The following is a 24,200-nucleotide window of genomic DNA, read 5'->3' on the forward strand; positions in this document are numbered from 1 at the left end:
TCATGTCGAACACCTACAAGCGCATCGTCCTGGCATCGCGCCCCACCGGCGCCGTGACCCCTGAGAACTTCCGCCTGGAAGAAGTGCCTGTGCCCGAGATCGGCGAAGGCGAGGTGCTGGTCCGCAATCATTTCCTGTCGCTCGACCCGTATATGCGCGGCCGCATGAACGAGGGCAAGTCGTACGCCACCCCGCAGCCGCTGGGCGACGTGATGATCGGCGGCACGGTCGGCGAGATCGTGGCGACGAAGAACCCCAAGTACGCTGTCGGCGACAAGGTGGTCGGCATGTTCGGATGGCAGGAAATGGGCGTCACCAACGGCGTCGGCATCCAGAAGGTCGATACCACCCATATTCCGCTGTCGGCCTATCTTGGCTCGGTCGGCATGCCCGGCGTCACGGCGTGGTACGGCCTGAACAAGATCATCCAGCCGAAGGCCGGCAAGACCATCGTGGTGAGCGCTGCCTCCGGTGCGGTTGGCAGCGTGGTGGGCCAGCTGGCCAAGCTCCAGGGTTGCCGCGTGGTGGGCTTTGCCGGCGGCAAGGACAAGTGCGACTACGTGGTCAATGAACTGGGCTTCGATGCCTGCGTTGACTACAAGGCGGCCAAGGACAGCAAGGAGCTGTACACGATGTTCAAGGAAGCCACCCCGGACGGCGTGGATGGCTATTTCGAGAACGTCGGCGGCGAGATCCTCGACACCGTGCTGGCCCGCATGAACGCCTTCGGGCGCATCGCTATCTGCGGCATGATTGCCGGCTACGATGGCCAGCCGATGCCACTGAAGAACCCGCAGCTGATCCTGGTGTCGCGCCTGACCGTGGAAGGCTTTATCGTGTCCGAACACATGGACGTGTGGCCGCAAGCGCTGCAAGAGCTGGGCACCGCGGTGGCGCAAGGCAAGCTCAAGTTCCGCGAGAGCGTCGCGCAAGGCCTGGCGAGCGCGCCGGAAGCGTTTATGGGCCTGCTCAAGGGCAAGAATTTCGGCAAGCAGCTGGTCAAGCTGGTTTAAGCCAGAGGCAAGCACCGAAGCCGCCGAGCGGGCCAGAGCCGCGCACCATGACGACGGCTGTTTCTCCCTCTTCCCTCAGGGGAAGAGGGGAGCAAACCAACTACGAGCAAGGAGACACCCCATGAATGCGCCAGGCCAACACACCAAGCCCCAAGCCGACCAGGACGAAATGGCCGCCGGCCTGTCCGAAGCGGTCAAGGCCAAGTACCGCGTACTGCCGCGCCCGCCGAAGTTCGATACGCCGGCGGAGGAACGCCTGCACCGCAAGCAGCGGCTGGCCGCGGCCTTCCGCTTGTTTTCCAAGTTCGGCTTCGACGAAGGCGTCGCCGGCCACATCACCGCGCGCGATCCCGAATTCCCGGATACGTTCTGGGTCAACCCGTTTGGCGTGCATTTCAGCCAGGTCAAGGTGTCCAACCTGATCCGCTGCGATCACCATGGCGACGTGGTGGAAGGCGATTACCCGGTCAACGCCGCGGCCTTCGCCATCCACTCGCGCGTGCACCAGACCCGTGAAGACGCGGTCGCCGCCGCGCACTCGCATAGTACCTATGGCCGCGCCTGGTCCACGCTGGGCCGCACGCTCGATCCGCTGACGCAGGACGTGTGCGCCTTCTACAACGACCATGCCCTCTATGACGATTTCGGCGGCGTGGTGGTGGAGTTGGACGAAGGCCAGCGCATCGCCAACGCGCTGGGCAGCAACAAGGCCGCGATCCTGCAGAACCATGGCCTGCTGACGGTGGGCAAGACGGTAGACGAAGCCGCCTGGTGGTTCATCACCATGGAGCGCTCGTGCCAGGTGCAGTTGCTGGCCGAGGCCGCTGCCGCGCGCACCAATGCACCGCTGAAGGTGATCTCCGACGCCGCGGCACGCCAAGCGTATTCGATCGTCGGCACCGCGCAGGCGGGCTGGTTCCAGTTCCAGCCGCTATACGCCCGCATCGTCAAGGAACAGCCCGACCTGCTGGATTGAAGTCATGGCCGCCTTTGCTCCATTTACTGGCAAGGTCGTGCTGATCACCGGCGCGTCCGACGGCATTGGCGCCGAACTGGCCCTGCTGCTGGCGCAGCAGGGCGCGCGGCTTGCGCTGGCGGCGCGCCGTGTCGACATGCTGCAGGCGCTGGCGGAGCGCATCCGCCGCCAGCACCCGGCCGCCGACGTCGGCGTGTGGCGCGTCGACGTGTCGGACGAGTTCGACTGCAGGCGGCTGGTGGCCACGGTGGTGGCGCAGTACGGCGGGCTCGACGTGCTGGTCAACAATGCCGGCGTGTCCGCCCACGGCTACTTCGAACAAGTATCGGACTACAGCTACTACGAGCAGGTCATGCGCGTGAACTACTTTGGCGCCATGTGGTGCACGCGCGAGGCGCTGCCGCACCTGCGCGAGCGCGGCGGCCTGATGGTGGCGGTGTCCAGCCTGGCCGGCAAGATCGGCGTGCCCGGCCGCACCGCCTACTCGGCCAGCAAGTTCGCGCTGGCGGGATTCTGCGAGGCGCTGCGGGCCGAGCTGCGCGGGTCTGGCGTGGATGTGTGCGTGGTGTTTCCCGGTGTGGTGGCGACCGATACGCGCATCAACGGCTTTGGCCCCGACGGCCGCCCACTGGGCGAGAGCCGGCTGCGCGAGGAGGGGGCCATGAGCGCGCAGGAATGCGCGCGCCAGATGCTGGCGGCCATGGCCGCGCGCAAGCGCGAACTGGTGATGACCGGCAAGGGCCGGCTTGGGCTGTGGCTCAAGCTGCTGGCGCCGCGCCTGGTCGAGAACATGGCGCTCAAGGCGCTGAAGCAAACGGGGCGGTAGTGCGGTTGACAGCGTGACAGCATGACAGCATGACAGAGGAGGTCGATCAATAGCAGGCACGCGCCTTGCTGATACCCGTGGCGGCATCCGCCCGGCGCACTGGCAGCAGGCATAAGAGAAATTTCAGGCTGAATTTAATCTGGCTTCAGGCTGGCTTCAGACTGGCAACACAAGCGATTCCGACACCATGGCAGACCTTATCCTTCACCAGTACGCAACGTCGCCGTTCTCCGAGAAGATCCGCCTGCTGATGGGCGCGAAGGGCCTGGCGTGGCAAGCGGTCGAAATCCCGCCCATCATGCCAAAGCCGGACGTGGTGGCGCTGACCGGCGGCTACCGCCGCACCCCGATCCTGCAGGTGGGGGCCGACATCTATTGCGACACCGCGTTGATCTGCGAGGTGATCGACAGCGGGGCGCCCGCGTGCCCGCTCTATCCCGCCGCGCAAGCCGCCGCTACGCGCCTGGTCGCTGGCTGGATCGACACCGCGCTGTTTACCGCCGCCGTCACCTACCTGTTCCAGCCGGCCGGCGCGCAAAGCATGCTGGGCCACCTCACGCCGGCGCAAATGCAGGCTTTCGCGGCGGATCGCAAGGCCATGCGTGGCGATACCAATGCACTGCGCATGCCGTTGCCCGAGGCCATCGCCATGCTGCATGAAACCTTCGGGCGGCTCGAGCAGCAATTCAAGGCGGGCGTGGCGCATGTGGCCGGGGCCGAGCTGTCGGTGGCGGATTTTTCGCTGTACCACAATGTCTGGTTTATCCAGCGTGCCAGTGAGCTGGCCAAGCTGCTGGATGCGTATCCGGCGGTGCAAGCCTGGTATGGGCGCATGAAGGCCTTTGGCCATGGCTCGGTGCGCGTGGTCAGCGCGGAGTCGGCGCTGGAGGTGGCAGGGCACGCCGATCCGGCCGCGTTGCCAGGCGGGGTGGCTGCCGGCAGCGGCTTCGAAGCGGGCGACGCGGTCACCGTGACGCCGACGGACTACGCGCGCGATCCCGTCGCCGGCGTGCTGGTGGCGCTGGACGCCCACCGTGCCACGTTGCGCCGCCAGGATCCGCGTGCGGGTGCGGTCAATGTGCATTTCCCGCGCCAAGGTTATCAAGTGCAGCACGCGGGCTAAGACCCGCGCGCGGCAAGGCTTTCCGATAACAACGACAGCAACGAGAGGCAGACAACATGAAGCAATTCCAAGGCAAGGTGGCAGTGATCACCGGCGGTGCATCGGGCTTCGGCAAGGAATTCGCCAAGCTGGGTGCGGGACTCGGCATGAAGCTGGTGCTGGCCGACGTGCAGGAAGACGCACTGGACGCCACCGTGGCGGAGTTCAAGGCGCAAGGCGTGCCGGTGATCGGCGTGCGCGTGGATGTGTCCAAGGCCGAGCAGGTGCAGGCGCTGGCCGATGCCGCCATCGCCGCCTTTGGCCAGGTCAACCTGCTGTTCAACAACGCCGGCGTGGGCGCGGGCGGCCTGATGTGGGAAAACACCGAGCGCGACTGGGAGTGGGTGCTGGGCGTCAACCTCTTTGGCGTGATCCATGGCGTGCGCATCTTTACCCCGCTGATGCTCGCGGCCGCCGCCAAGGACCCGTCGTTCGAAGGCCATATCGTCAATACGGCCTCCATGGCCGGCTTGCTCAGCCCGCCCGCGATGGGCGTCTACAACGTCTCCAAGCACGCCGTGGTTTCCCTGTCCGAGTCGCTGTACCAGGATCTCAGCCTGGTCAGCGAGCAGGTGCGCTGCTCGGTGCTGTGCCCGTATTTCGTGCCGACCGGCATCACGCAATCGGGCCGCAACCGGCCGGCCGGGCTGGCTAATGACGCGCCGCCCACGCGCTCGCAGCTGGTGTCGCAAGCCATGTCGGACAAAGCGGTCAGTTCGGGCAAGGTCACGGCCGCCGAAGTGGCGCAGCTCACCTTCGACGCCATCCGCGACAACGGCTTCTATATTTACTCGCATCCGCAGCAGCTGGATCCCGTGCGGCAGCGCTTCGAAGATATCATTAGCCAACGCAACCCGAGCGACCCGTTCGCCGACAAGCCGGAAGTGCGCGCCGGGCTCATCGCAGCCTTGCGCGGATAAGCGAGGTAGAGCCGCCAGGCGCGGCCAGCAGCAAGTCCACCAGAGACAGCCATTGCGGCAAGGGAGGAATTCATGACCAAACCTGCAGTCATTCGCCATCTGCAGTACGCCACCTTGCCCAATGGCACGCGTCTGCACTACGCCAGCGCCGGCGAGCGCGGCAAGCCGCTGGTGCTGTTCGTGCATGGCTTTCCCGAGTTCTGGTACGAGTGGGAAACCCAGCTGGCCGAGTTCGGCAAGACCCACTTCGCCGTGGCGCCGGACCTGCGTGGCTTCAACCTCTCAAGCAAGCCCGCGGAGGTCGAGGCCTACCGCCCCCGCCACATCGTCGAGGACCTGGTCCACTTCATCAACGCGCTGGGCTACTCGCATTGCGTGGTGGTGGCGCACGACTGGGGCGGGGCAATCTGCTGGAACCTGGCCATCCAGTTTCCGCAGATGGTGGAGCGGCTGGTCATCATCAATTCACCGCATCCCTACGTGTTTGCCAAGGCACTGACCAGCGATCCCCAGCAGCAGGCCGCCTCGGCCTACATGAACTGGCTGCGCGCGCCGGGATCAGAACAAGCGCTGGCGGCGGACGGCTTCGCCAAGCTCGAGGGCTTCCTGAACGGGCAGGGCAAGCAGTCCGCGCCCTGGTTTACCGGCGAGACACGCGAGAGATACCACGCGGCCTGGTCGCAGCCCGGCGCTGGCGGCTCTCACCCGCTGACCGGCGGTGTGAACTATTACCGCGCATCGCCCATGCACCCGCCGGGGCCAGGCGAGACGCCCCCCGATATCTCCAAGCTCGATCCCGCCGCTTTCACCGTGCGCGTGCCGACGCTGGTGGTCTGGGGCGAGCGCGACACCGCGCTGCCCAAGAGCCTGCTGGATGGGCTGGACAAGTTCGTCCCGGACATGCGGCTGGAACGCATTCCGGATGGCACCCACTGGGTCATCCACGAGCAGCCGGAGCGCATCAACCTGTTGATCCGGAGCGCTTTGCCCTGATCCGTTGTTGTCTACGCAAGGCCGCGTCAGGCACGCGAGCCTGCGCTGGCCCGGTCGGAACCCGCCGCACTGTGCATGGGGCGGAGTGGCGCCTGCTGCTACATTGACCTGATTCGACAGCGCTGGTGCGCGAGGAAGGTCAAGATGAAAACGATCGGACTGATCGGCGGCATGAGCTGGGAATCCTCGGCCGAGTATTACCGCATGATCAACCAGGACATGAAACAACGTCTCGGCGGCCACCATAACGCGCGCAGCGTCATGGTCACGGTCAGCTTCGAGCAGATCAAGGCACTGCAGCACGCGCAACGCTGGGATGAACTCGGCGAATCCATGCGGCAAGCCGCCCTGCAGGTGCAGGCCGCCGGCGCGGATTTCGTGCTGCTCTGCACCAACACCATGCACCGCGTGGCCCCGGTCCTGGAAGCCGCGCTCGACATTCCCTTTCTCCACATCGTCGATCCCACCGCGCAAGCTTTGCGCGCCGCCGGCATCCGGCGCGTGGGCTTGCTTGGCACGGCCTTCACCATGGAGCAGGACTTCTATCGCGGCCGCATGCAGGACAAGCACGGCATCGAAGTCGTGGTCCCGGACGCCGCCGACCGCGCGCTGGTCCACGGGATCATCTACGACGAGCTATGCCACGGCATCGTGCGCGACGCCTCGCGCGACGTGTACCGGCGGATCATCGGCGGCTTGCAGGCGCAAGGCGTGGGCGGGGTGATTTTGGGCTGCACCGAGATCACGCTGCTGATCGGGCAGGATGATGTGGCGCTGCCGGTGTTCGATACCACGGCTTTGCATGCGCAGGCTGCGGTGGGGCTGGCGTTGGAGGGGGCGGTGGTAGCGAGTTAGGTCGGGAAGGAGGCGGGTTCGGGTCGCATCGCAGGCGTTGTCGCAAAGGACTTGTCTTCTTATATCCAGATCAGTATATTCGAGCCATGAAGCTAATCCGATTCCTCGGGAACTCGCTCAAGTCCTTGCGAGAGTTCCCGGAGGATGCCAGGCAGGATGCCGGCTACCAATTAGACAAGGTCCAGCGAGGGCAGCAGCCTGACGACTTCAAGCCCATGCCCGATATTGGCAAGGGTGTGGAAGAGATTCGCGTGTGGGACGATTCAGGAACCTATCGTGTGGTCTACACGGCTAGGTTGGCCGATGCGGTCTACGTACTGCATGCCTTCCAGAAGAAAACGCAGGCCACGTAGCAGCGCGATATCGATCTAGCCAGGATCCGGTACACGGAGCTGATGAGAGGTGCCAAATGACTAATGCCGAAACTTTTAATAGCGTGTGGGACGCCATTGCGGACACCCCGGAACAAGCCGCCAATCTCCGCGCGCGGACGGAATTGATGCAACAAATCGCGGCTATCATCAAGTCCAATGACTGGAAACAGGCTGATGCGGCCAGGCATTGTGGTGTTACCCAACCGCGGGTCAATGATCTGCTGCGCGGGCGCGTATCCCGGTTCTCCCTTGACGCGCTGGTGAATATCGCTACGGCCCTTGGCCGGCGTGTGCATATCGAATTGGATGCTGCCTGAGTACGATAACGCCTCTCGTGGGAAAGCCTGAAGTGGCAGGCAAGGAAGAGAGCACCCGGAAAGCGGGCGGCGACAGCGAAGAAAAACAGCAAAACAGCAAAACGGGAAATCGCGGGGAATGCCGATTTCCCGTCAGCCGTTCAACTCAACCTGTGCCGATACAAGCGGTAGTTCTCGTCATCGAAGCAGACAAAACTGACCTGCTCGATGGTGGGTGCGGCCACCAGGGCCTTGCGTACGGCCTCGATGGCAATATCCACGGCGCGCTCGCGCGGGAAACCGTAGATGCCGGTGCTGATATTGGGAAAGGCGATGGTGCGCAGCTTGTGCTGCGCGGCTAGCGCAATGCTGGCCTGGTAGGCGCTGGCAAGGAGGGCGTCTTCGCCGTGGCCGCCCCCTTGCCAGACCGGGCCGACCGCGTGGATGACATAAGGCGAAGGTAGCAGGCCGCCGGTGGTGATCACCGCCTGGCCGGTGGGACAGCCGCCCTTGGTTTCGCGAATGCCGCGACACGCGGCCATGATGGCGGGACCGCCAGCGCCGTGGATGGCGCCGTCGACACCGCCGCCACCGAGCAAGCCGCTATTGGCGGCATTGACGATGGCGTCGACTTCCATGCGGGTGATGTCTCCGTGCAAGACCTGCAGGTGTTCCCCTGTCATGACCTCTTCTCCGTGCTGGGTGGTAAAGCTGGATCGCCCCGGCTGTTCCGCGCACCTGTGCTGCCGGCCCGCCGCGGCACTTACATGGATTCCGCCAGCATACGCCGATAATCCGCGGCGCTGGCCTCTTTCGGGTTGGTCTTGTGGCAATGGTCGACCAGTGCACCGGCGATCACCTTGTCGAACATGTCTTCGGTGACGCCCATCTGGCGCAGGCCGGTGGGCAGCCCGAGGCGCGCGGTCATGTCGTGCACGGCCTGGGCCAGGTCGGCGCCCTGGGGCAGGCCCATGGCGTGGCGCAGGCGGGCGTAGCGGTTGTCGCGTACCACGCTGGGCGCGTCGGCGTTGAAGCGCAGCACCGCCGGCATCACCACGGCGTTCAGGGTGCCGTGGTGCAGGCCGGTCCTGCCGTCCACCTTGAGGCCGCCGAGCGGGTGCGACAGCGAGTGCACGCAGCCCAGTCCCTTCTGGAAGGCCATGGCGCCCTGCATGGAGGCGCTCATCATGTTCAGGCGCGCGTCACGGTCCTGGCCGTCGCGGGTGGCGCGTTCGATATGCTTCCAGCCGCGCTCCAGGCCGTCCAGGGCGATGCCGTCAGCGGGCGGGTTGAAGGCAGGCGCCAGGAAGGTTTCCACGCAATGCGCGATGGCGTCCATGCCGGTGGCGGCGGTCAGGCCAGCCGGCAGGCCGAGCGTGAGGCCCGGGTCGCAGATGGCGGATTTGGGCAGCAGGTGCCAGGAGTGGAAGCCGAGCTTGCGGCCGTCTTCCAGGATGATGATGGCGCCGCGCGCCACCTCGCTGCCCGTGCCCGAGGTGGTCGGCACGGCGATCAGCGGCGCGGCACGTTCGGTGATCCTGGCGCTGCCGCCTTCAATGGTGGCGTAGGTGGTCAGCTCGCCGGGATGGGTGGCGAGGATGGCGATGCCCTTGGCCAGGTCGATGGAGGAGCCGCCGCCGACCGCGATCAGCCCGTCGCAGCCGCTATCGCGGTACTGCGCCGCGGCCTTCTTGACCATGGCTTCGGTCGGGTTGGAGGGGGTTTCGTCGAAGATCTCGTGCGCCAGGCCGCCCAGGGCCACGACGGCCTGCTGGGCCACGCCGGCGGCAACCACGCCTTTGTCGGTGACGACCAGCGGGCGCCGGATGCCGATGCGATCGCACTCTGCCTTGAGCTGGCTGATGGTGCCGAAATCCAGGTGGATGTGGGTCAGGTAATAAATGAAGGCCATCTATGTTGTCTCCGTCGATGAGGGTTTTCTATTTCTTCTGACTTCTGGCTTTTCTGACGATGGTCGACGATCGCGCAAAACCTGCCGCCCTGACCAGCCCCAGGGAAATTTCATATGCTTTGCTGCAGAAACATCTGGAATCATACTAAAATCGAACGATCGTTCACAATTCGAACGCCAGCGGCGCTGACGCCACTGGGGATTCGGCTGCTGCCGAAGGTTCGTTGCTACTGATTCCGAGTGTCCATGTCCGCTGTCCCGCCTGATTCCACCGCTGCGCCTGCCCAGCCTGTGCCTGCCATGCCCGGCATGCCGCCGGTGCCGCTGGACCCGCAGGTGGCGGCGTTGCTGGAGCTGATCGGGCGCGTGAAGCGTCCGTCCATCCACGAACTGGACCCGGCCGACGCCAAGACCGCGTACGAGAAGAGCGCGCCCATCATGGATATCGCGCCGCAGGCCGTGCACAGCGTGGAGAACCTGACGGTAGCCGCGCGCGATGGCTACGACATCCCGGTGCGGCTGTATGCGCCGCGAGAGGCCAGCTGGGCCGAGCCGTTGCCCTTGCTGGTGTACTTCCATGGTGGCGGCTTCACGGTGGGCAGCATCAACTCGCACGATCCCCTGAGCCGGCTGCTGTGCATGCAGGCGGATTGCATGGTGCTGTCGGTGGACTACCGGCTCGGCCCGCAGTGGAAGTTTCCCCATGCGGCGAACGACGCGTTCGATGTCATGGCGTGGGTGTTCGCCGAGGCCGCGCGCCTGGGCGCCGATGCCAGCCGTATCGCCCTGGGCGGCGACAGCGCGGGCGGCACCCTGGCCAGCGCCTGCGCCGTGCACGCGCGCGATCTGGGCCTGGAGCCTGTCCTGCAGATGCTGATCTATCCCGGCACTTGCGCCCGTCAGGACACGCCTTCGCATCGCGCGCTGGCCGAGGGCTATCTGCTGACCGCGCCGATGATCCAATGGTTTTTCTCGCAATACCTGGACAGCGAAACCAGCCGCGACGACTGGCGTTTTGCCCCGCTCGACGGTGGTGGCACGGGTGCTGACGTGCGCGGTTGCTGCCCGGCCTGGATCGCCGTGGCGGGCTACGACCCGCTGCACGATGAAGGCGTGGCCTATGCGGCCAAGCTGCGCGCCGCGGGCGTGCCGGCGCAATTGGCCGACTACCAGGGCATGATCCACGATTTTTTCAAGCTGGGACGCTTTGTCCCGGCGGTGGCCGGCGCCCATGGCGACGCGGTCGCCGCCTTGCGCGCTGCCTTCGACGGCTGAGCGGGACTTGCTGGCAGGAGCCTGCAGCCAGATCGAAGCGGTCGCAGAACCCCCGGTTTCATTGGCTTTACGTGTAGTGCATTACTTGTAGCAGTAGCATTAGCAATAGGAGACACAGACTCATGCAACGCCGCCATTTCCTCGCCCATGCGGGCGCGCTCGCCGCCACCGCGGCTACCCTGGGGCTGGCCAGCGCGCCGGCCCTGGCGCAGGCGGACAATTTCCCGCAACGGCCGATTCGCCTGATCATCGGCTATACCGCGGGCGGTTCCACCGACCTGCCGTTCCGCGTGCTGGCGGAAAACGCTTCCAAGATCCTCGGCCAGCCGGTGATCATCGAGAACAAGCCCGGCGCCGGCGGGGTATTGCCCGCCCAGTTGATGCAATCGACCCAGCCCGACGGCTACACGCTGGCGCAGGTAGCCATGCCGGTCTACCGCCTGCCGTACACCACCAAGATCAACTGGGATCCGGTCAAGGACTTGTCGTACGTGATCAACCTGGCCGGCTACTCGTTCGGCCTGGTTGTGCCGGTGGATTCGCCGATCAAGACCATGCAGGACTACATCGCCTACGCCAAGGCCAACCCGGGCCGCCTGACTTACGGCTCGCCGGGCTCGATGACCACGCTGCACCTGACCATGGAAGAGCTGGCCATGAAGCAGAACGTGCAGTTCTCGCATATTCCGTACAAGGGCAACTCGGAATCGATGCAGGCCCTGCTGGGCGGGCACGTGATGTCGGTGGCGGACACCCCGGCCTGGGCACCGTACGTGGAGTCCGGCAAGCTGCGCCTGCTGTCGACCTGGGGCGAGAAGCGCTCGGCGCGCTTCCCCAATGTGCCGACGTTGAAGGAACTGGGCCTGGGCATCGTGCAGACCTCGCCGTTCGGCGTGGTGGCACCCAAGGGCACCGATCCGAAGATCGTCAAGAAGCTGCACGACGGCTTCAAGAAGGCCATGGAAATGCAGAACTACCGCGATGCGCTGGCCAAGTTCGACATGGAGCCGTTCTACATGAGCAGCGAGCAATATGCGCACTTCGCCGCCGATACGGTCAAGAAAGAGAAGGCCATTATCGACAAGCTAGGGCTGAACAAGCCGCAATAAGCGTGGCTTAGCCGCTTTATGCCGGCGCCGCCCTGTCCGGGGCCGGCGCCGTTTTCATATCGGGCCGATATCTGGCCGGCAACCAAGGGGAACGCCGACATGGCGAAGGAAGATTTCCGTCACAGCATGCCGCTGCGCGTGCGTTGGGCCGAGGTGGATCCGCAGTCGATCGTGTTCAATGCGCACTACCTGACCTACTGCGATATCTGCGTGACGGAGTACTGGCGCGCGGTGGGGATCCGGTATCCGGAGGATGTGCTGCACGCGCACGGCGTGGATATCTTCGTCGTGAAATCCACGCTGGAGTATCACGCGTCCGCGCGCTTTGACGACATGCTGGAGATCCGGGGGCGGATTGCGCGCCTGGGCCGCTCCAGCATGCTGTTCCGCGTCGAGATGTACCGTGGCGACGAGCACCTGGTCACGGGCGAAATCGTCTATGTCTGCGCGGATCCCACCACGCAGAAGTCGGCGCCGATTCCGGGGCCGGTGCGGGAAACGATCACGGCATATGAAGTGGTGAAGCCGGACGCTTGACCTGTCCGGCTTCCGTCGTTCCAGGTGCGGCGGCGTTGGCCCGCGTGCAAGCCAGCGCCGCCAAGACGCGCCTGCGGGTTCAACGTGCCGCTATGCCCGCATCCTCGATATAAGCCCGGATCACCGCATCGAAATCCTCGTCGCCCTGGAACCCCAGCGCCAGCGCGCGCTCCGTATTCCATGCGGCAGGCCAGGTGCCGACGATATTCTCGATGCGCGCCTCGCGCTCCCAGCTCACGCGATCCGCCACGGCGTCGCCGGCCACGCGCCGCAACGCCGCCACCATCTCCCTGGGCGTGACCGACAAGCCGGGCAGGTTCACCGTCCGGCGTTCGCCAAACTTCGCGCCATCGATCTCCATGCCCCGCACCAGCGCGGCAATCGCCCCGCGCGGGGACAGCAGCCACAGCGGCGTTTCCGGCGAGACCGGGCAATTGGCGGCAACGCCTGCCAGTGGCTCGCGGATGATGCCGCTGGCAAACGACGAAGCCGCGGCATTGGGCTTGCCCGGCCGCACGCTGATGGTCGGCAGGCGCAGCACGCGGCCGTCGACAAAGCCGCGGCGGCTGTAGTCCGACAGCAGCAGCTCGCCGATGGCCTTCTGCGCGCCGTAGGAGGATTGCGGATTGAGCGCGGTATCGTCCTGCACCACAGCGGGCAGGGTGCCGCCGTACACCGCCACCGAACTGGTGAACACCACGCGTGGCCGGCTGCCATGTTTCACGTGAAGCGCCCGGCAGGTTTCCAGCAACGCGCGCGCGGCATCCAGGTTCACGCGCATGCCCAGGTCAAAATCCGCCTCGGCCTGGCCGCTGACCACCGCCGCCAGGTGGAACACCGCGCCGGTATGTGCATCGATGGCCTGCGCCAGCACGGCGGGGTCGGACAAGTCGCCGGTGACCACACGCACGCGCGCGTCGTTCAGCGGGGGCGGCGCTACCACGTCGAGCAGCGTCAGGCCCGCGATGGCGACGGGCTTGCCGTCGATGTCCAGGGTGCCGCGCTGTAGCAGCTGGCGGGCCAGTTGCAGGCCGAGAAAGCCGGCCCCGCCGGTGATCAGTACTTGCATGTTTGTTTTCCTGTTGTGCCGCCGTGGGCGGCATGGATACAGCGGCCGCTCAGGCCTTCAAGTAAGGCTTGAGCCAGCCCAAACCCGCCGAGGTACCGGCGCGCGGACGATACTCGCAGCCGATCCAGCCGTCATAGCCGAGGCCATCGATCACGTCGAACAGGTAGGGGTAGTTCAGCTCGCCCAGGTCCGGCTCGTGGCGCTCGGGCACGCCGGCAATCTGGATGTGGCCGATGCCGGCAAAGTCGCGTTTGAGCTTGACGGCAAGGTCGCCTTCCACGATCTGGCAGTGGTAGCAGTCGAACTGCACTTTCAGGTTGGCCGCGCCCACTTCCTTGCAGATGGCCTGGCCGTCGTCCTGGCGGTTGAGGAAGTAGCCCGGCATGTCGCGTCCGTTGATGGGCTCGATCAGGACCGTGATGCCCTGTGCCGCGGCGGCCTGCGCGGCATGCGCCAGGTTTTCCAGGTAGCAGGCGCGATGACGCCCGTGGTCCGCGCCGGCCGGCACCAGGCCGGCCATCACGTGGATCTTGTCATTGCCAATCACGGCGGCGTACTCCAGCGCGCGGCCGAAGGCGTCGCGAAATTCGGCCTGGCGCCCGGGCAGGGCGGCCATGCCGCGCTCGCCGGCGTGCCAGTCGCCGGGCGGCGCGTTGAACAGCGCTTGCGCCAGGCCGTTGGCGTCGAGCCGCGCGCGGATCTCCGCGGCGGTGTGTTCGTACGGGAAGAGATACTCTACGGCCCTGAAACCGTCAGCCGCTGCGGCGGCGAAGCGATCCAGGAAGGCGTGCTCGGTGTACATCATCGACAGGTTGGCGGCAAAACGCGGCATGCGGTGCTCCAGGAGAAGTGCGTGGTTCTTGAGTTCTTGTGTTCTTGAGTTCTTGTGTTTTTGGCCTAGCGGTTGACCAGCTTGGCCGGGGTGAGCCAGACCAGCCCGGCGCCGAGCACCAGCATGGCCGACAGCACATACATGCTCGACTGCGTGCTGTGGGTGAGGTCGGTCAGGTAGCCCACCATGTACGGTGCCACAAAGCCCGCCAGGTTGCCCACCGAATTCACCACCGCAATGCCCGAGGCAGCAGCCAGCCCCGACAGGAAGGCGGTGGGCAGCGACCAGAACAGCGGGGCGCAGGTCAGCACGCCGGCGGCGGCGAGCGACAGCGCGGCGATGGCCACCACGGTATTGTGGGTAAACGAAGCGGCAATGGCAAAGCCCACCGCGCCCATCAGCGCCGGCACGATCAGGTGCCAGCGGCGTTCGCGGCGGGCGTCGGCGCTGTGGCCAAGGAAGTTCATCACCACGATGGCGCAGATAAATGGAATCGCGCTGAGCAGGCCGATATTGAGGTTGCCGGTAACGCCGCTGGTCTTGACCAGTGTGGGCATCCAGAACGTCAGCGCATATTGCCCGGTGACAAAGCAGAAGTAGATCATGCACATCCACCAGACACGGCTGTCCTTGAACACGGCGCCGAGCGAATGGCCGGTGCCCGAGGCGCCAGCCTGGCGCGCGTCTTCCTCGATATTGCGCTTGAGCACACGCTTTTCGTTGGCGTCCAGCCACGGCGCCTGGTCGATGCCGTTCTTGAGCACGAACACGGTGATGATGCCGATCAGCAGCGCGGGCAGGGCCTCGATCAGGAACATCCATTGCCAGCCGCGCATGCCGCCGTAGTCATGGAAGGCATCCATGATCCAGCCCGACAGCGGGTTGCCGAACATCCCGGCCACCGGGATGCCCGACATGAACAGCGCGATCATCTTGGCGCGCCGGTTGGCCGGATACCAGTAGGTCAGGTAGAGGATCACGCCGGGATAGAAACCCGCCTCGGCCAGGCCGAGCAGGAAGCGCATGATGTAGAAGGTGGTGGGCGTCTTCACGAAGACGAACAGCGCCGAGATGATGCCCCACGTGATCATGATCCGCGCGATCCAGACGCGCGCGCCGAGCTTGTGCATCAGCAGGTTGCTGGGGACTTCGAACAGGAAGTAGCCGATGAAGAACAGCCCGGCGCCAAGGCCGAACACGGTTTCGGAAAACGCCAGGTCCTGCGCCATCTGCAGCTTGGCGAAGCCCACGTTCACGCGGTCCAGGTAAGCGATGACGTAGCACAGCATCAGGAACGGCATGATGCGCCAGAACACCTTGCTGTAAGCGCGTTTCTCGATGTCGCGGTCGATGTCTTGGCCGGCGCCGGTTAGCGCGGCCTGGGTGGATGCATGCATGGTTGTCTCCGTATATCGGCTTGGTTCCAGCTTGGTTCCGGCTTGATGCCCGTTGTTGGCGGCAAACCAGGGGCGAACGCTGCCCTTGCCGCGGCCCAGGCGTTAGCCAGGGCGGGCGGCGGGCGGTTCGGCTTTGCTTGTGTTTTTGTTGTTGGGGCTTTGTCGTGCCTGCGCGCGTGGTCCCTACCAGCGCGCCTTGAACGTATCGCGCAGTTCGGCCAGCGCTTGCTCGTCGAGCGGGTCAGGCTTGTCCTTGAGCATCAGCCAGAGCTTGGCGGTTTCTTCAAGTTCCTCGAGCGCGAAGGCGGCGCGCGAGACGGTGGCCTCCCACACCACCGGACCAAGGCGCGCGAGCAGCACGCCGCGCACTTCGGCGGCAAGCTGGGCAACGCGTGCCGCCACCGCCGGGTCGCCCGGGCGATGGTAGGGAATCAGCGGGATATGCCCGACTTTCATCACGTAGTAAGGCGTGATCGGCGGCAGCACGTCGTCTGGCTGCCATGCGCCTGCCAGGCTCAGCGCCACCAGGTGGGTGGAATGCGTATGCACCACGCCATGGGCCTGGGGGTTGTTGTCGTAGATGGCGCGGTGCAGGGTCAGCGTCTTGGACGGCTTGTCGCCGGCCACCCAATTGCCGCCGCTGTCGACCTTGGCAATGGCGGCCGGGTCCAGCATGCCCAGGCAGGCATCGGTCGGCGTGATCAGCCAGCCGTCCTCCATGCGCGCGCTGATATTGCCGGCGCTGCCGACCGTGTAGCCACGCTGGTAGAGGCTGGCGCCGATGCGGCAGATTTCTTCACGCAGGCTGGCTTCGGTGCTCATGCTTCACCTCCAAGCTGGCGTAGTGCTTCGTCAAAGAAGTCGATGCCGCCGAAATTGCCGGACTTGAGCGCCAGCGCCAGCGGCCGCGCTTCCAGCGTGACGGTGGCGGGCACGCCCGGCGCGATCTGCGCGCCGATGCGCAGGGCTTGCACGCCCAGCGCCTGCACCACCGCGCCCGAGGTTTCGCCGCCGGCCACCACGAAGCGGCGCGTGCCACGTGCTTTCAGGGCGGCGGCGATGTCCGCCAGCGCCTGCTCGACCAGATGGCCGGCGCGCTCCACGCCCAGCGCGGCCTGCACCGACCTGACCTCCTCCGGCGTGGTGGTGGCGTAAAACAGCACAGGCTCGGCATGGGAGCCAGCCAGGGCCAGCGCCTCCTCAACCACGGGCGCGCCTTGCGCCAGCGCGAGCGGGTCGATGCGCAGGGCGGGGCGCTTGGCCACGAGCCACTGCGCCACCTGCGCATTGGTCGCCTTGGACGCGCTGCCGGCCAGCACCACCGCTGGCCCGGTCACGGGCGCCATGCTGTCGGCATCCGCGCGTTGCGGCAGCAAGCCGGCGCGGCGGAAGTTGGCGGGCAGGCCGAGCGCCAGGCCCGAGCCGCCGGTGAGCAATGGCAGGTCGGCGCACGCCTCGCCTAGCGTATGCAGGTCGGCATCGCTCACGGCATCGGCAATCGCCAGTTTCACGCCATCGCCGCGCAAGGTGGCCATGGCCTGGCGGGCCGCGTCGCCGCCGCGCGCCACGGCGTCGTAGCGCAGCAGGCCCACCTTGGCCTGGCTCTGGCGCTGCAGCACGCGGACCAGGTTGGCATCATGCATCGGCGTGAGCGGGTGGTTCTCCATGCCCGACGCATTGAGCAGGACATCGCCCACGAACAGGTGGCCGCGGAAGAGGGTGCGGCCGTTCTCCGGGAATGCCGGGCAGGCGATGGTGAAGTCGCTGCCAAGCGCCGCCAGCAGGGCCTCGGCCACCGGGCCGATATTGCCGGCGTCGGTGGAGTCGAAGGTGGAGCAGTACTTGAAAAAGAACTGGCGGCAGCCCTGGGCTTGCAACCAGCGCAGCGCGGCCAGCGATTGCGCGATGGCGTCGGCCGCCGGGATGGTGCGCGACTTGAGCGCGACCACCAGCGCATCGGCCTGCTCCACGCCGGGCAGCGCCGCGCCGCCCGCCGGCACGCCGATGGTCTGCACGGTGCGCATGCCGTTGCGCACCAGCGTGTTGGCCAGGTCGGTGGCACCGGTGAAGTCATCGGCGATGCAGCCGAGCAGGGCGCGCGAGGAAGGGTTCTGTGCGGTCATGCTGGCTTGCCTCACTCGGCCTTCTTCGCCGGCAGCTCGATGCCGGGAAATATCTTGATCACGGCGGAATCGTCCTCGCCGCCGTGTCCCGCGCTGGATGCCATCATGAACATCTGGTGCGCCGCAGCCGAAAGCGGCAGCGGGAACTTGCTGGTGCGCGCGGTATCGAGCACCAGGCCGAGGTCCTTGACGAAGATATCGACCGCGGACAGCGGCGTGTAGTCGCCCGACAGGATATGCGGCACGCGGTTCTCGAACATCCACGAATTGCCCGCGCTGTGGGTGATGACCTCATACAGGGCATCGGCATCCACGCCTTCACGCAGGCCCAGCGCCATGGCTTCTGCCGCCGCGGCGATATGCACGCCAGCCAGCAGCTGGTTGATGATCTTCACCTTGGAGCCCGCGCCATGCGCGTCGCCCAGGCGGTAGACCTTGCCGGCCATGGCAGCCAGCACGTCCTCGGCCAGCGCATAGGCTTCGGCCGGGCCCGAGGTCATCATGGTCATTTCGCCGCTGGCGGCGCGGGCGGCGCCACCGGAAACCGGTGCGTCCAGCAGCAGGATGCCGCGCTCGCCCAGCCGCTTGCCCAGTGCTTCGGCGAAGCTCGGCGGCACGGTCGCGCTGGCAATGACCAGCGTGCCAGGGCGCAGGCCGCTTGCCGCGCCTTGTTCGCCAAACAACACGGCTTCGGTCTGCGCGGCGTTGACCACCAGCGTGACCACCACATCGCATTTGCCGCCGAGCTCGGCCGGGCTGGCGCAGGGGATGCCCCCCGCGTCGGCAAAGCGCTGCAGCACGTCGGGCCGCAGGTCGCAGGCATGTACCTTGAAGCCGGCGCGCAGCAGGCTGTGCGCTACGCCGTTGCCCATCGCGCCGAGGCCGATGACGCCAATTGATTTGCTCATGAAGACTCCTGCCAGGAGGGCGGTGATCAGCGGATCAGTGGATCAGTGGGAAAGGCCGCGCGCGGGCGCGTCGGCGAGGTCGGTGGCGGTCTCGGGCTGCCCGCCATGGGACAGGCGCCGCGCCGCGTTGTACATATGGGTTTCGGCCGCGTTGCGCGCGGCCAGCGCGTCGCCGGCGCGGATGGCGGCCACGATGGCCTGGTGTTCCTCGCGCACCTGGCGCGAGAAATCCGCGCGGCGTGCCTCGTTGGTACGGGTCACGCGGGTGGCGGTTTCCAGGTACTGGCTCAGGAACGCCAGCGTCTTGAGAAAGAACGGGTTGCCAGTGGCTTCGGCGATGGTCCGGTGAAAGGCCACATCGGCCGCCACGCCATCGCCGCCGGCGGCCTCCTCAGCGTCAATGCCGGCGAGTGCGGCGTCGATGGCCGTCATGCTGGCATCAGTGCGGTCGCGCGCCGCCTGTGCGGCCACCTCGGCCTCGATGGCCCGGCGCAGTTCCACGATATGCAATACCGATTCGAGCGTGGCCACATCGGTGTAGTCGATCCGCAGCGGCCGGATGCCGGCCTGCTCGGTGACGAACACGCCGCTGCCCTGGCGCGATTCCACCACGCCCTCGTGGCGCAGCCGGGCGATGGCTTCGCGGATCACGGTGCGGCTGACGCCGAATTCCTCGGACAGTACCGCCTCCGTGGGCAGCTTGTCGCCACGGCCGAAGGCGCCGCTTTCGATCTTCTCCAGCAGCTGTTCAGCAACGGTGTCTGTCAGGGCTCGGGCCGGGACTTTCTGGAACACGGGAGGCCTCAGGTGATTAGGTAATATGGTCATCATACAAATTTTCCAGGAAGGATGCGGATCGGGAATTACCCCTACCCCATACCTTCGCCCCTATCCCTTTCTCCATGTTGCATTGCAGCAATGACTGGCATCGCTTGCCCCCGCCGCGGCGGGAGTATCATGACGGCCGCCCCTCTGGCCGTTTTTTCACCGCTTTGCGCCTTGCGCACCGAACAACGATGACGATCACCATCCGCCTTGCCTCCTGGTCCGAAGCACGCGATACCGCGCGCGCCATCCGCTATGCCGTCTTCGTCGAAGAACAGGGCGTGCCGGTGGAGCTGGAATGGGACGAATGGGATGAGCCGAGCTGGCACGCCCTGGCGCTGGCCGAGGACGGCAGTGCGCTGGCTACAGGCCGCCTGCTGCCGGACGGCCACATCGGCCGCATGGCGGTGCTCAAGCCCGCGCGCGGCAGCGGCGTCGGCGCCATGGTGCTGGATGCGCTGATGGCCAAGGCCGCTGAGCTTGGCTACGCTGAGCTGGTGCTCAATGCGCAGCGCCACGCCGCACCGTTCTATGCGCGCGTGGGCTTCGAACAGGTCGGCGAGGAATTCGAAGAGGCCGGCATTCCTCACGTGGAGATGCGCAAATTGCTGCGCTGAATGCAATCGGCGGCTTGTCGTCAGGCGCGGGCCTGCCGCGCAAACAAGGGCCGCGCCAATAGCGCGCTCACGCTGGCCGCCAGCCACACGGCCGCCCAGCTATAGCCGGCGGCCATCGCCGGGATCGCCAGCGGCACCAGGAAGAAACCCGAAAACGCAAAGGTATTGCCCAGCCCGAGCGCGGTGCCTGCACGGCTGGCGCCCGCGATCGTCGCCAGCTCGGTGAAGGCCACGCCATGCCAGGCCGAAGTGCAGATGCCGCCCAGCACCAGGCATGCCATCAGCACTGGCGTCAGCACGGCGTGCCAGCCCGGTGCGGCGGCGCATAGCCAGGTCAGCCCCGCCAGCATGGCGAACACAAGCAAGGTCAACAAGCTGCAGGCGCGCATATAGGCGCGGCGGTTGCCATGGCGGTCGGTCCAGTGGCCGCTCCACACCCGCATGACGGCAGCACCTGCCTGGACCGCCGCCACGGCCATGCCCGCAGCGGCAATGCCGATGTGGCTGAAATCGTGCAGAAAGACCGTTGCGAACGTCAGCACAGCCACTTGTGGCACGCACATCAGGCCCATGCCACTCACCAGCCGCCAGACCTGCGCGCTTCTTAACGGGCCGGGCCCTGCCTTGCCGGGCGCACCGCTTGCCGGCGACATGGCGCGCGCCGGCTCGGCCGGCGGCTCGTGCATCCAGTGCCAGGCAAAGGCCGCGGTGACGCCGCAGAACACGGCCAGCGCGCCGTAGACGGCGGCAAAGCCAAAGGACTGCGCCAGCATCGGCAGCATCAACGCGCCCATCCCGCCGCCGGCGGGTACCGCGGTCTGGCGGATGCTCATGGCGAGGCCCCGTTCGCCTTCGCGGAACCATGCCATCACGGCGCGGCCGCTGGAGCCGTTGACGCTGCCGCCCAGCAGGCCCAGCCCCAGCAGGCCTAGCGCCAGCACAGCGTTGCCGGGAATATGGCCGGGCAGCGGCGCTACGAACACCGCCATCAGCACCAGCCACAGCGCGGTGGCCATCAAGCCGGTCAGCAGCACGCGGCGGTCGCCCCAGCGGTCGGTCAGCAAGCCCCACGGCACTTCGCTCACCGCAATGCCGAGTCCCATCATGCCCAGGCAAAAACCCAGCTCGCCATCGCTGATCCGGTAGCCGGCGCGCATCAGCACCGCGGTGGTGGGAATGCCCGAGAACGCCGCGGCAAAGCTGGCATTGGCCGCGACGCCGAGGGCCAGCACTTTCCAGCGATGGCCCGGGCCATGGCGTGGGGCGAGGGCTGCGCCGGCAGGGCCAGGCACAGCGGCAAAAGGGAGCGGAGCAGGAGCGCGGGGCACGGGATCATCCTTGGGAAAACGGCACATGCAGGCCTTGACGCACTGATTCTGCCGCCGCAGAATGATCCTGAATATCAGATAATTATTGATTGAACATCCCAAATAACAGGATGGTTTGACATGGCAGCGGTGAACTTCGACCTCGATGTACTGCGCAGCTTCGTTGTGGGCATGGAACTCGGCAGCTATGCCCGGGCCGCCGACCGGCTGGGCCGCTCCACCTCGGCGGTCAGCGCGCAGCTCAAGAAGCTGGAGGAGCAGGCGGGCACGGCGATCTTTCGCAAGGCCGGGCGGGGACTGGCGCTGACGGAGGCGGGCGAGACCATGCTGGCCTATGCCCGCAGGCTGCTGGAGCTCAACGACGAGGCCGCCGCCGCCGTGCACGGCGTGGCGCTGGAGGGCTGGGTGCGGTTCGGCCTGCAGCAGGACTTTGGCGAGGTGCTGCTGCCCGAGGTGCTCGGCCGGTTCGCCCGCGCGCATCCCAAGGTGAAGATCGAGGCACGCGTTGCGCGCAACACCGAGCTGCTGGACGGCGTGGCCGCCGGCCGCCTGGACCTGGCGCTAGCGTGGGACGATGGCGTGCGGATGCCGCATGTGGAGCAGGTGGCGATGTTGCCGATGCGCTGGATCGGGCCCGCCGGCGCGCGTGCGCCGTGGCAAGACAACGGCCCGCTGCCCTTGGTGGCATTCGAGCCGCCGTGCCGTTTCCGCTCCGCGGGCACGGCCGCCCTGGACCGCGCCGGCATTGCCTGGCGGGTCGCTTTCAGCAGCGCGAGCCTGGGTGGCTTGTGGGCAGGGGCGGCGGCCGGGCTGGGGCTGACCATCCGCACCGGCATGGGCTTGCCACCCTCCGTGCGGGCCTGGGAGCCGGGAGAGGGCGGGCTGCCTGCGTTGCCCTCGCTGGCGCTGGCGCTTTACCGCAAGGATGCCGAACTGGAGGCGCCTGCCACCCGGCTGGCAGGCATCGTGAGCGAGGCGGTTCGGGCTGCGTTGCCCGCCAGGCTGGCGGCTGTGGCCTGAATGAAGCGATAGCTTGCGGGGCTTGCAGCCAGCCGCCTACGCTGTACCATCGCGGTCTTTGTTTTTGCCATCGCTTTCCCGTTGATCTTGTCCATGTCTGAAATCCGTTCCCGCCTGCTCCAGGCCCTGGCCGATGCCACGCCCGCCCTAGATCTCGACCGTGCGCCGTCGGGCGAGCCGCCCGCTGGCGAAGACCTGCTCTCGGCATGGTTGCAACCCTGGCTGGCGGAGCACTGCCTGGTCAAGGTGGACTGGCGGGATTTCAGCACGTTGGGCGTGCAAGCCGTGGCACGCCTCGCCACGCTGCGCGCGGCGGGTGTCTCGGCCATCGACGTCGACGATCTGTACGACGAAGACGGCATTCCACTAGGTGGTGACGACAACGATTTCGACATGAAGCCCGCCGGGCTCTACCTGGCGCACGTCAACCGCGAACTGGCGCCGCATGGCATGCAACTGCTGGAGATCGGGCACTTCGAGGATGCATGGCTGCTGGCGGTGCGCAATGACCCCGCCGCGATCCGGGCGCTGAACGTGGCATTGCGCCTGGCCGGCCTGGCGGCACAGCAGTACTGAGCGCGCCAGCCTTAGCGCGGCGCTTGCACCGAGCCGGCGTCGCGGGCAACGCGCAGGTGGCCGCGGTAGGACACCTCGCCGGTGCGGCCGTTGGCGTCGAAGCTGCGTTCGCTAACCTCGAAGCGGCCGTCATGGCGCACGCGCAGCACGGTGCTGGCGCGGGTGCCATAGCTGGGCGAGCGGATGAAGGCGGAGGACAGCAGCTTTTCCCACTCCGGGGTCACCCCCGTGCGCGGAAGCTCGGAATCCAAGGCCTGGCGATCGTTGGCCAGCAGGTCGAGATAAGGCTCGATGCTGGCGCCGGCCAGGCCGGTGTCGGCGGCGAGTGTTTCGGCGAGCGCGCCGACGCGGCTGCGCACCTTGGGCCACGGCGTATCCAGCAAGGCGTTGGATAGCCCATAGATGCCGGGCTTGAGGCGCTGCGGATAGGGCGAGGTGCCGCGGTTGCTGTACCACCACAGCTCGCGCAGGTTGCACGCCAGCAAGTTGAAGCCGTTGTAGGCGCCGGTGCGGGGCACCAGCCCGGACAGATAGGATTGCGGATCGCTGTCGCCGCGCAGGAATCCGGCCACCAGCTCACCGCGCGAGCGCGCATCGGTGCGTTTCTCGGACGGGGCGCGGTAGTTGGTCAGGGCAGCAAAGCGGCCGTCGCCGGCCAGGCCCATCCAGGTGCCTGGCTCGCCGATCACTTCCGCCATGTCGCGGCCGGCCAGCACCTGGGGGGCGTCTTCCCACCAATGCACGGGCGCCGCCGGGCGGGCATAGAACTCGTCGCGGTTGCCGGCCACCACCAGGGCATAGTCCGGGTGCGATTGCCAGGCCACCAGAATCAAGCACATAGCGCTTCCTTTGCTGCATTCACTGCGGTTGCCACATTCACGGCATCGACTGCGATCCGATCTTCGGCTTTGTCATTCAGGGACCATGGTGGCTGGGCCGTTCCATGGCCCCCATCAGAGCTGGTCGATATCGACAAAACGCTCCACCTGCCGCTCGCCGCTGATCCACTGCTGCAGCCCGCTTTGCCGCCACAGCCCGTCGAGCAACTGGTCGAAGGCTGGCGGCACATCGGCGTAGGCTTCCATCCAGGTCTGCATGCCGTCGCGCGCCTCGGGCCTGCGTAAGAGCGTACCACCAATTCCGCTCGCTTCGGCAACGGTCTCCATCCAGCTGTGCCAGTGCGCGATGGCCTCTTCGGCACGGGCTTCCGGTACCCGGAAATAGACGTACAGGTGGTCGCTCATGGCTATTCCCAGT

At 66.5% G+C, this 24,200-nt stretch carries 27 protein-coding genes; 15 read left to right on the forward strand and 12 right to left on the reverse strand.

Translation table 11 applies throughout. The annotated features are described in order from the left end of the window. Positions 1-2: 2 nt before the first annotated feature. The 9 genes from AB4061_RS14580 to AB4061_RS14620 all read left to right on the forward strand — a co-directional run bounded on the left by AB4061_RS14580 (position 3) and on the right by AB4061_RS14620 (position 7,436). Positions 3-1,013, forward strand: a complete 1,011-nt coding sequence (locus tag AB4061_RS14580; protein ID WP_441634869.1) for an NADP-dependent oxidoreductase — start codon at positions 3-5, stop codon at positions 1,011-1,013. A 121-nt stretch (positions 1,014-1,134) separates the two neighbouring features. Further along, complete coding sequence (locus tag AB4061_RS14585) at positions 1,135-1,989, forward strand: class II aldolase/adducin family protein (protein ID WP_441634871.1); 855 nt, start codon at positions 1,135-1,137, stop codon at positions 1,987-1,989. Positions 1,990-1,993: 4 nt separating this feature from the next. After that, positions 1,994-2,815 (forward strand): SDR family oxidoreductase, encoded by an 822-nt coding sequence (locus AB4061_RS14590; RefSeq protein WP_150990339.1) that lies wholly within the window; start codon positions 1,994-1,996, stop codon positions 2,813-2,815. Between the two features lie 187 nt (positions 2,816-3,002). Continuing rightward, positions 3,003-3,938: a glutathione S-transferase family protein gene (locus tag AB4061_RS14595; protein WP_441634873.1), complete on the forward strand. Its 936-nt coding sequence runs from the start codon at positions 3,003-3,005 to the stop codon at positions 3,936-3,938. Positions 3,939-3,994: 56 nt separating this feature from the next. Continuing rightward, entirely contained in the window at positions 3,995-4,897 is a 903-nt protein-coding gene (locus AB4061_RS14600; RefSeq protein ID WP_441634875.1) for an SDR family oxidoreductase, read from the forward strand. A 72-nt stretch (positions 4,898-4,969) separates the two neighbouring features. Then, positions 4,970-5,890, forward strand: a complete 921-nt coding sequence (locus AB4061_RS14605; RefSeq protein ID WP_441634877.1) for an alpha/beta fold hydrolase — start codon at positions 4,970-4,972, stop codon at positions 5,888-5,890. 144 nt (positions 5,891-6,034) lie between these two features. Further along, positions 6,035-6,745, forward strand: a complete 711-nt coding sequence (locus AB4061_RS14610) for an aspartate/glutamate racemase family protein (RefSeq protein WP_441634879.1) — start codon at positions 6,035-6,037, stop codon at positions 6,743-6,745. 86 nt (positions 6,746-6,831) lie between these two features. Then, positions 6,832-7,098 carry a type II toxin-antitoxin system RelE/ParE family toxin gene (locus tag AB4061_RS14615; protein WP_441634881.1) on the forward strand — a complete coding sequence of 89 codons (267 nt, stop codon included), beginning with the start codon at positions 6,832-6,834 and terminating at the stop codon, positions 7,096-7,098. A gap of 56 nt (positions 7,099-7,154) precedes the next feature. Then, positions 7,155-7,436 (forward strand): helix-turn-helix domain-containing protein, encoded by a 282-nt coding sequence (locus AB4061_RS14620; RefSeq protein ID WP_441634883.1) that lies wholly within the window; start codon positions 7,155-7,157, stop codon positions 7,434-7,436. Between the two features lie 140 nt (positions 7,437-7,576). Here AB4061_RS14620 and AB4061_RS14625 read toward each other — a convergent pair whose 3' ends face one another. Both AB4061_RS14625 and AB4061_RS14630 read right to left on the reverse strand, forming a co-directional pair. Next, positions 7,577-8,098: an O-acetyl-ADP-ribose deacetylase gene (locus AB4061_RS14625; protein ID WP_441634884.1), complete on the reverse strand. Its 522-nt coding sequence runs from the start codon at positions 8,096-8,098 to the stop codon at positions 7,577-7,579. A gap of 80 nt (positions 8,099-8,178) precedes the next feature. Beyond that, a complete protein-coding gene (locus tag AB4061_RS14630; protein ID WP_441634886.1) occupies positions 8,179-9,327 on the reverse strand; it encodes an iron-containing alcohol dehydrogenase in 1,149 nt (382 codons plus the stop codon). A gap of 300 nt (positions 9,328-9,627) precedes the next feature. On the opposite strand from AB4061_RS14630, the gene AB4061_RS14635 reads away from it, so the two are divergent. The 3 genes from AB4061_RS14635 (at position 9,628) to AB4061_RS14645 (ending at position 12,248) form a co-directional block, all read left to right on the forward strand. Beyond that, positions 9,628-10,602, forward strand: coding sequence for an alpha/beta hydrolase (locus AB4061_RS14635; RefSeq protein ID WP_441634998.1), 975 nt, complete (start codon positions 9,628-9,630; stop codon positions 10,600-10,602). A 122-nt stretch (positions 10,603-10,724) separates the two neighbouring features. Then, positions 10,725-11,711, forward strand: a complete 987-nt coding sequence (locus AB4061_RS14640; protein WP_150990354.1) for a tripartite tricarboxylate transporter substrate binding protein — start codon at positions 10,725-10,727, stop codon at positions 11,709-11,711. A 99-nt stretch (positions 11,712-11,810) separates the two neighbouring features. After that, positions 11,811-12,248 carry a YbgC/FadM family acyl-CoA thioesterase gene (locus tag AB4061_RS14645; protein WP_441634888.1) on the forward strand — a complete coding sequence of 146 codons (438 nt, stop codon included), beginning with the start codon at positions 11,811-11,813 and terminating at the stop codon, positions 12,246-12,248. A gap of 79 nt (positions 12,249-12,327) precedes the next feature. On the opposite strand, the gene denD is transcribed toward AB4061_RS14645, so the two are convergent. The 7 genes from denD to AB4061_RS14680 all read right to left on the reverse strand — a co-directional run bounded on the left by denD (position 12,328) and on the right by AB4061_RS14680 (position 19,372). Then, positions 12,328-13,317, reverse strand: a complete 990-nt coding sequence (gene denD, locus AB4061_RS14650) for a D-erythronate dehydrogenase (RefSeq protein ID WP_441634890.1) — start codon at positions 13,315-13,317, stop codon at positions 12,328-12,330. 49 nt (positions 13,318-13,366) lie between these two features. After that, positions 13,367-14,149, reverse strand: a complete 783-nt coding sequence (gene otnI, locus AB4061_RS14655) for a 2-oxo-tetronate isomerase (RefSeq protein WP_441634892.1) — start codon at positions 14,147-14,149, stop codon at positions 13,367-13,369. A gap of 65 nt (positions 14,150-14,214) precedes the next feature. Then, positions 14,215-15,546 carry an MFS transporter gene (locus tag AB4061_RS14660; RefSeq protein WP_441634894.1) on the reverse strand — a complete coding sequence of 444 codons (1,332 nt, stop codon included), beginning with the start codon at positions 15,544-15,546 and terminating at the stop codon, positions 14,215-14,217. A 183-nt stretch (positions 15,547-15,729) separates the two neighbouring features. Continuing rightward, the gene (gene otnC / locus AB4061_RS14665; RefSeq protein ID WP_267603086.1) at positions 15,730-16,368 is read right to left on the reverse strand and encodes a 3-oxo-tetronate 4-phosphate decarboxylase; all 639 of its coding nucleotides are present in this window, start codon (positions 16,366-16,368) and stop codon (positions 15,730-15,732) included. Beyond that, positions 16,365-17,669 carry a 3-oxo-tetronate kinase gene (gene otnK / locus AB4061_RS14670; protein WP_441634897.1) on the reverse strand — a complete coding sequence of 435 codons (1,305 nt, stop codon included), beginning with the start codon at positions 17,667-17,669 and terminating at the stop codon, positions 16,365-16,367. The genes otnC and otnK overlap by 4 nt, the downstream gene beginning before the upstream one ends. Positions 17,670-17,680: 11 nt before the next feature. Then, positions 17,681-18,577: an L-threonate dehydrogenase gene (gene ltnD / locus AB4061_RS14675; RefSeq protein ID WP_043346576.1), complete on the reverse strand. Its 897-nt coding sequence runs from the start codon at positions 18,575-18,577 to the stop codon at positions 17,681-17,683. A 42-nt stretch (positions 18,578-18,619) separates the two neighbouring features. Further along, positions 18,620-19,372, reverse strand: coding sequence for a FadR/GntR family transcriptional regulator (locus AB4061_RS14680; protein WP_441635000.1), 753 nt, complete (start codon positions 19,370-19,372; stop codon positions 18,620-18,622). A 221-nt stretch (positions 19,373-19,593) separates the two neighbouring features. Here AB4061_RS14680 and AB4061_RS14685 point away from each other — a divergent pair, with 221 nt between their 5' ends. Then, positions 19,594-20,019, forward strand: coding sequence for a GNAT family N-acetyltransferase (locus tag AB4061_RS14685; protein WP_441634899.1), 426 nt, complete (start codon positions 19,594-19,596; stop codon positions 20,017-20,019). Positions 20,020-20,039: 20 nt separating this feature from the next. Here AB4061_RS14685 and AB4061_RS14690 read toward each other — a convergent pair whose 3' ends face one another. Further along, entirely contained in the window at positions 20,040-21,311 is a 1,272-nt protein-coding gene (locus AB4061_RS14690) for an MFS transporter (RefSeq protein ID WP_441635002.1), read from the reverse strand. A gap of 156 nt (positions 21,312-21,467) precedes the next feature. Here AB4061_RS14690 and AB4061_RS14695 point away from each other — a divergent pair, with 156 nt between their 5' ends. Both AB4061_RS14695 and AB4061_RS14700 read left to right on the forward strand, forming a co-directional pair. Further along, entirely contained in the window at positions 21,468-22,367 is a 900-nt protein-coding gene (locus tag AB4061_RS14695) for a LysR substrate-binding domain-containing protein (RefSeq protein WP_441634901.1), read from the forward strand. Between the two features lie 93 nt (positions 22,368-22,460). Next, on the forward strand, positions 22,461-22,943 hold the full coding sequence (locus AB4061_RS14700) for a hypothetical protein (RefSeq protein ID WP_441634903.1): 483 nt from the start codon (positions 22,461-22,463) through the stop codon (positions 22,941-22,943). 11 nt (positions 22,944-22,954) lie between these two features. On the opposite strand, the gene AB4061_RS14705 is transcribed toward AB4061_RS14700, so the two are convergent. Then, complete coding sequence (locus AB4061_RS14705; RefSeq protein WP_441634905.1) at positions 22,955-23,782, reverse strand: NRDE family protein; 828 nt, start codon at positions 23,780-23,782, stop codon at positions 22,955-22,957. 114 nt (positions 23,783-23,896) lie between these two features. Further along, positions 23,897-24,187: a DUF4936 family protein gene (locus AB4061_RS14710; protein WP_441634907.1), complete on the reverse strand. Its 291-nt coding sequence runs from the start codon at positions 24,185-24,187 to the stop codon at positions 23,897-23,899. Positions 24,188-24,200: the final 13 nt, after the last annotated feature.

The sequence above is a fragment of the Cupriavidus sp. YAF13 genome (assembly GCF_052113425.1).
Classification (GTDB): Bacteria; Pseudomonadota; Gammaproteobacteria; order Burkholderiales; family Burkholderiaceae; genus Cupriavidus.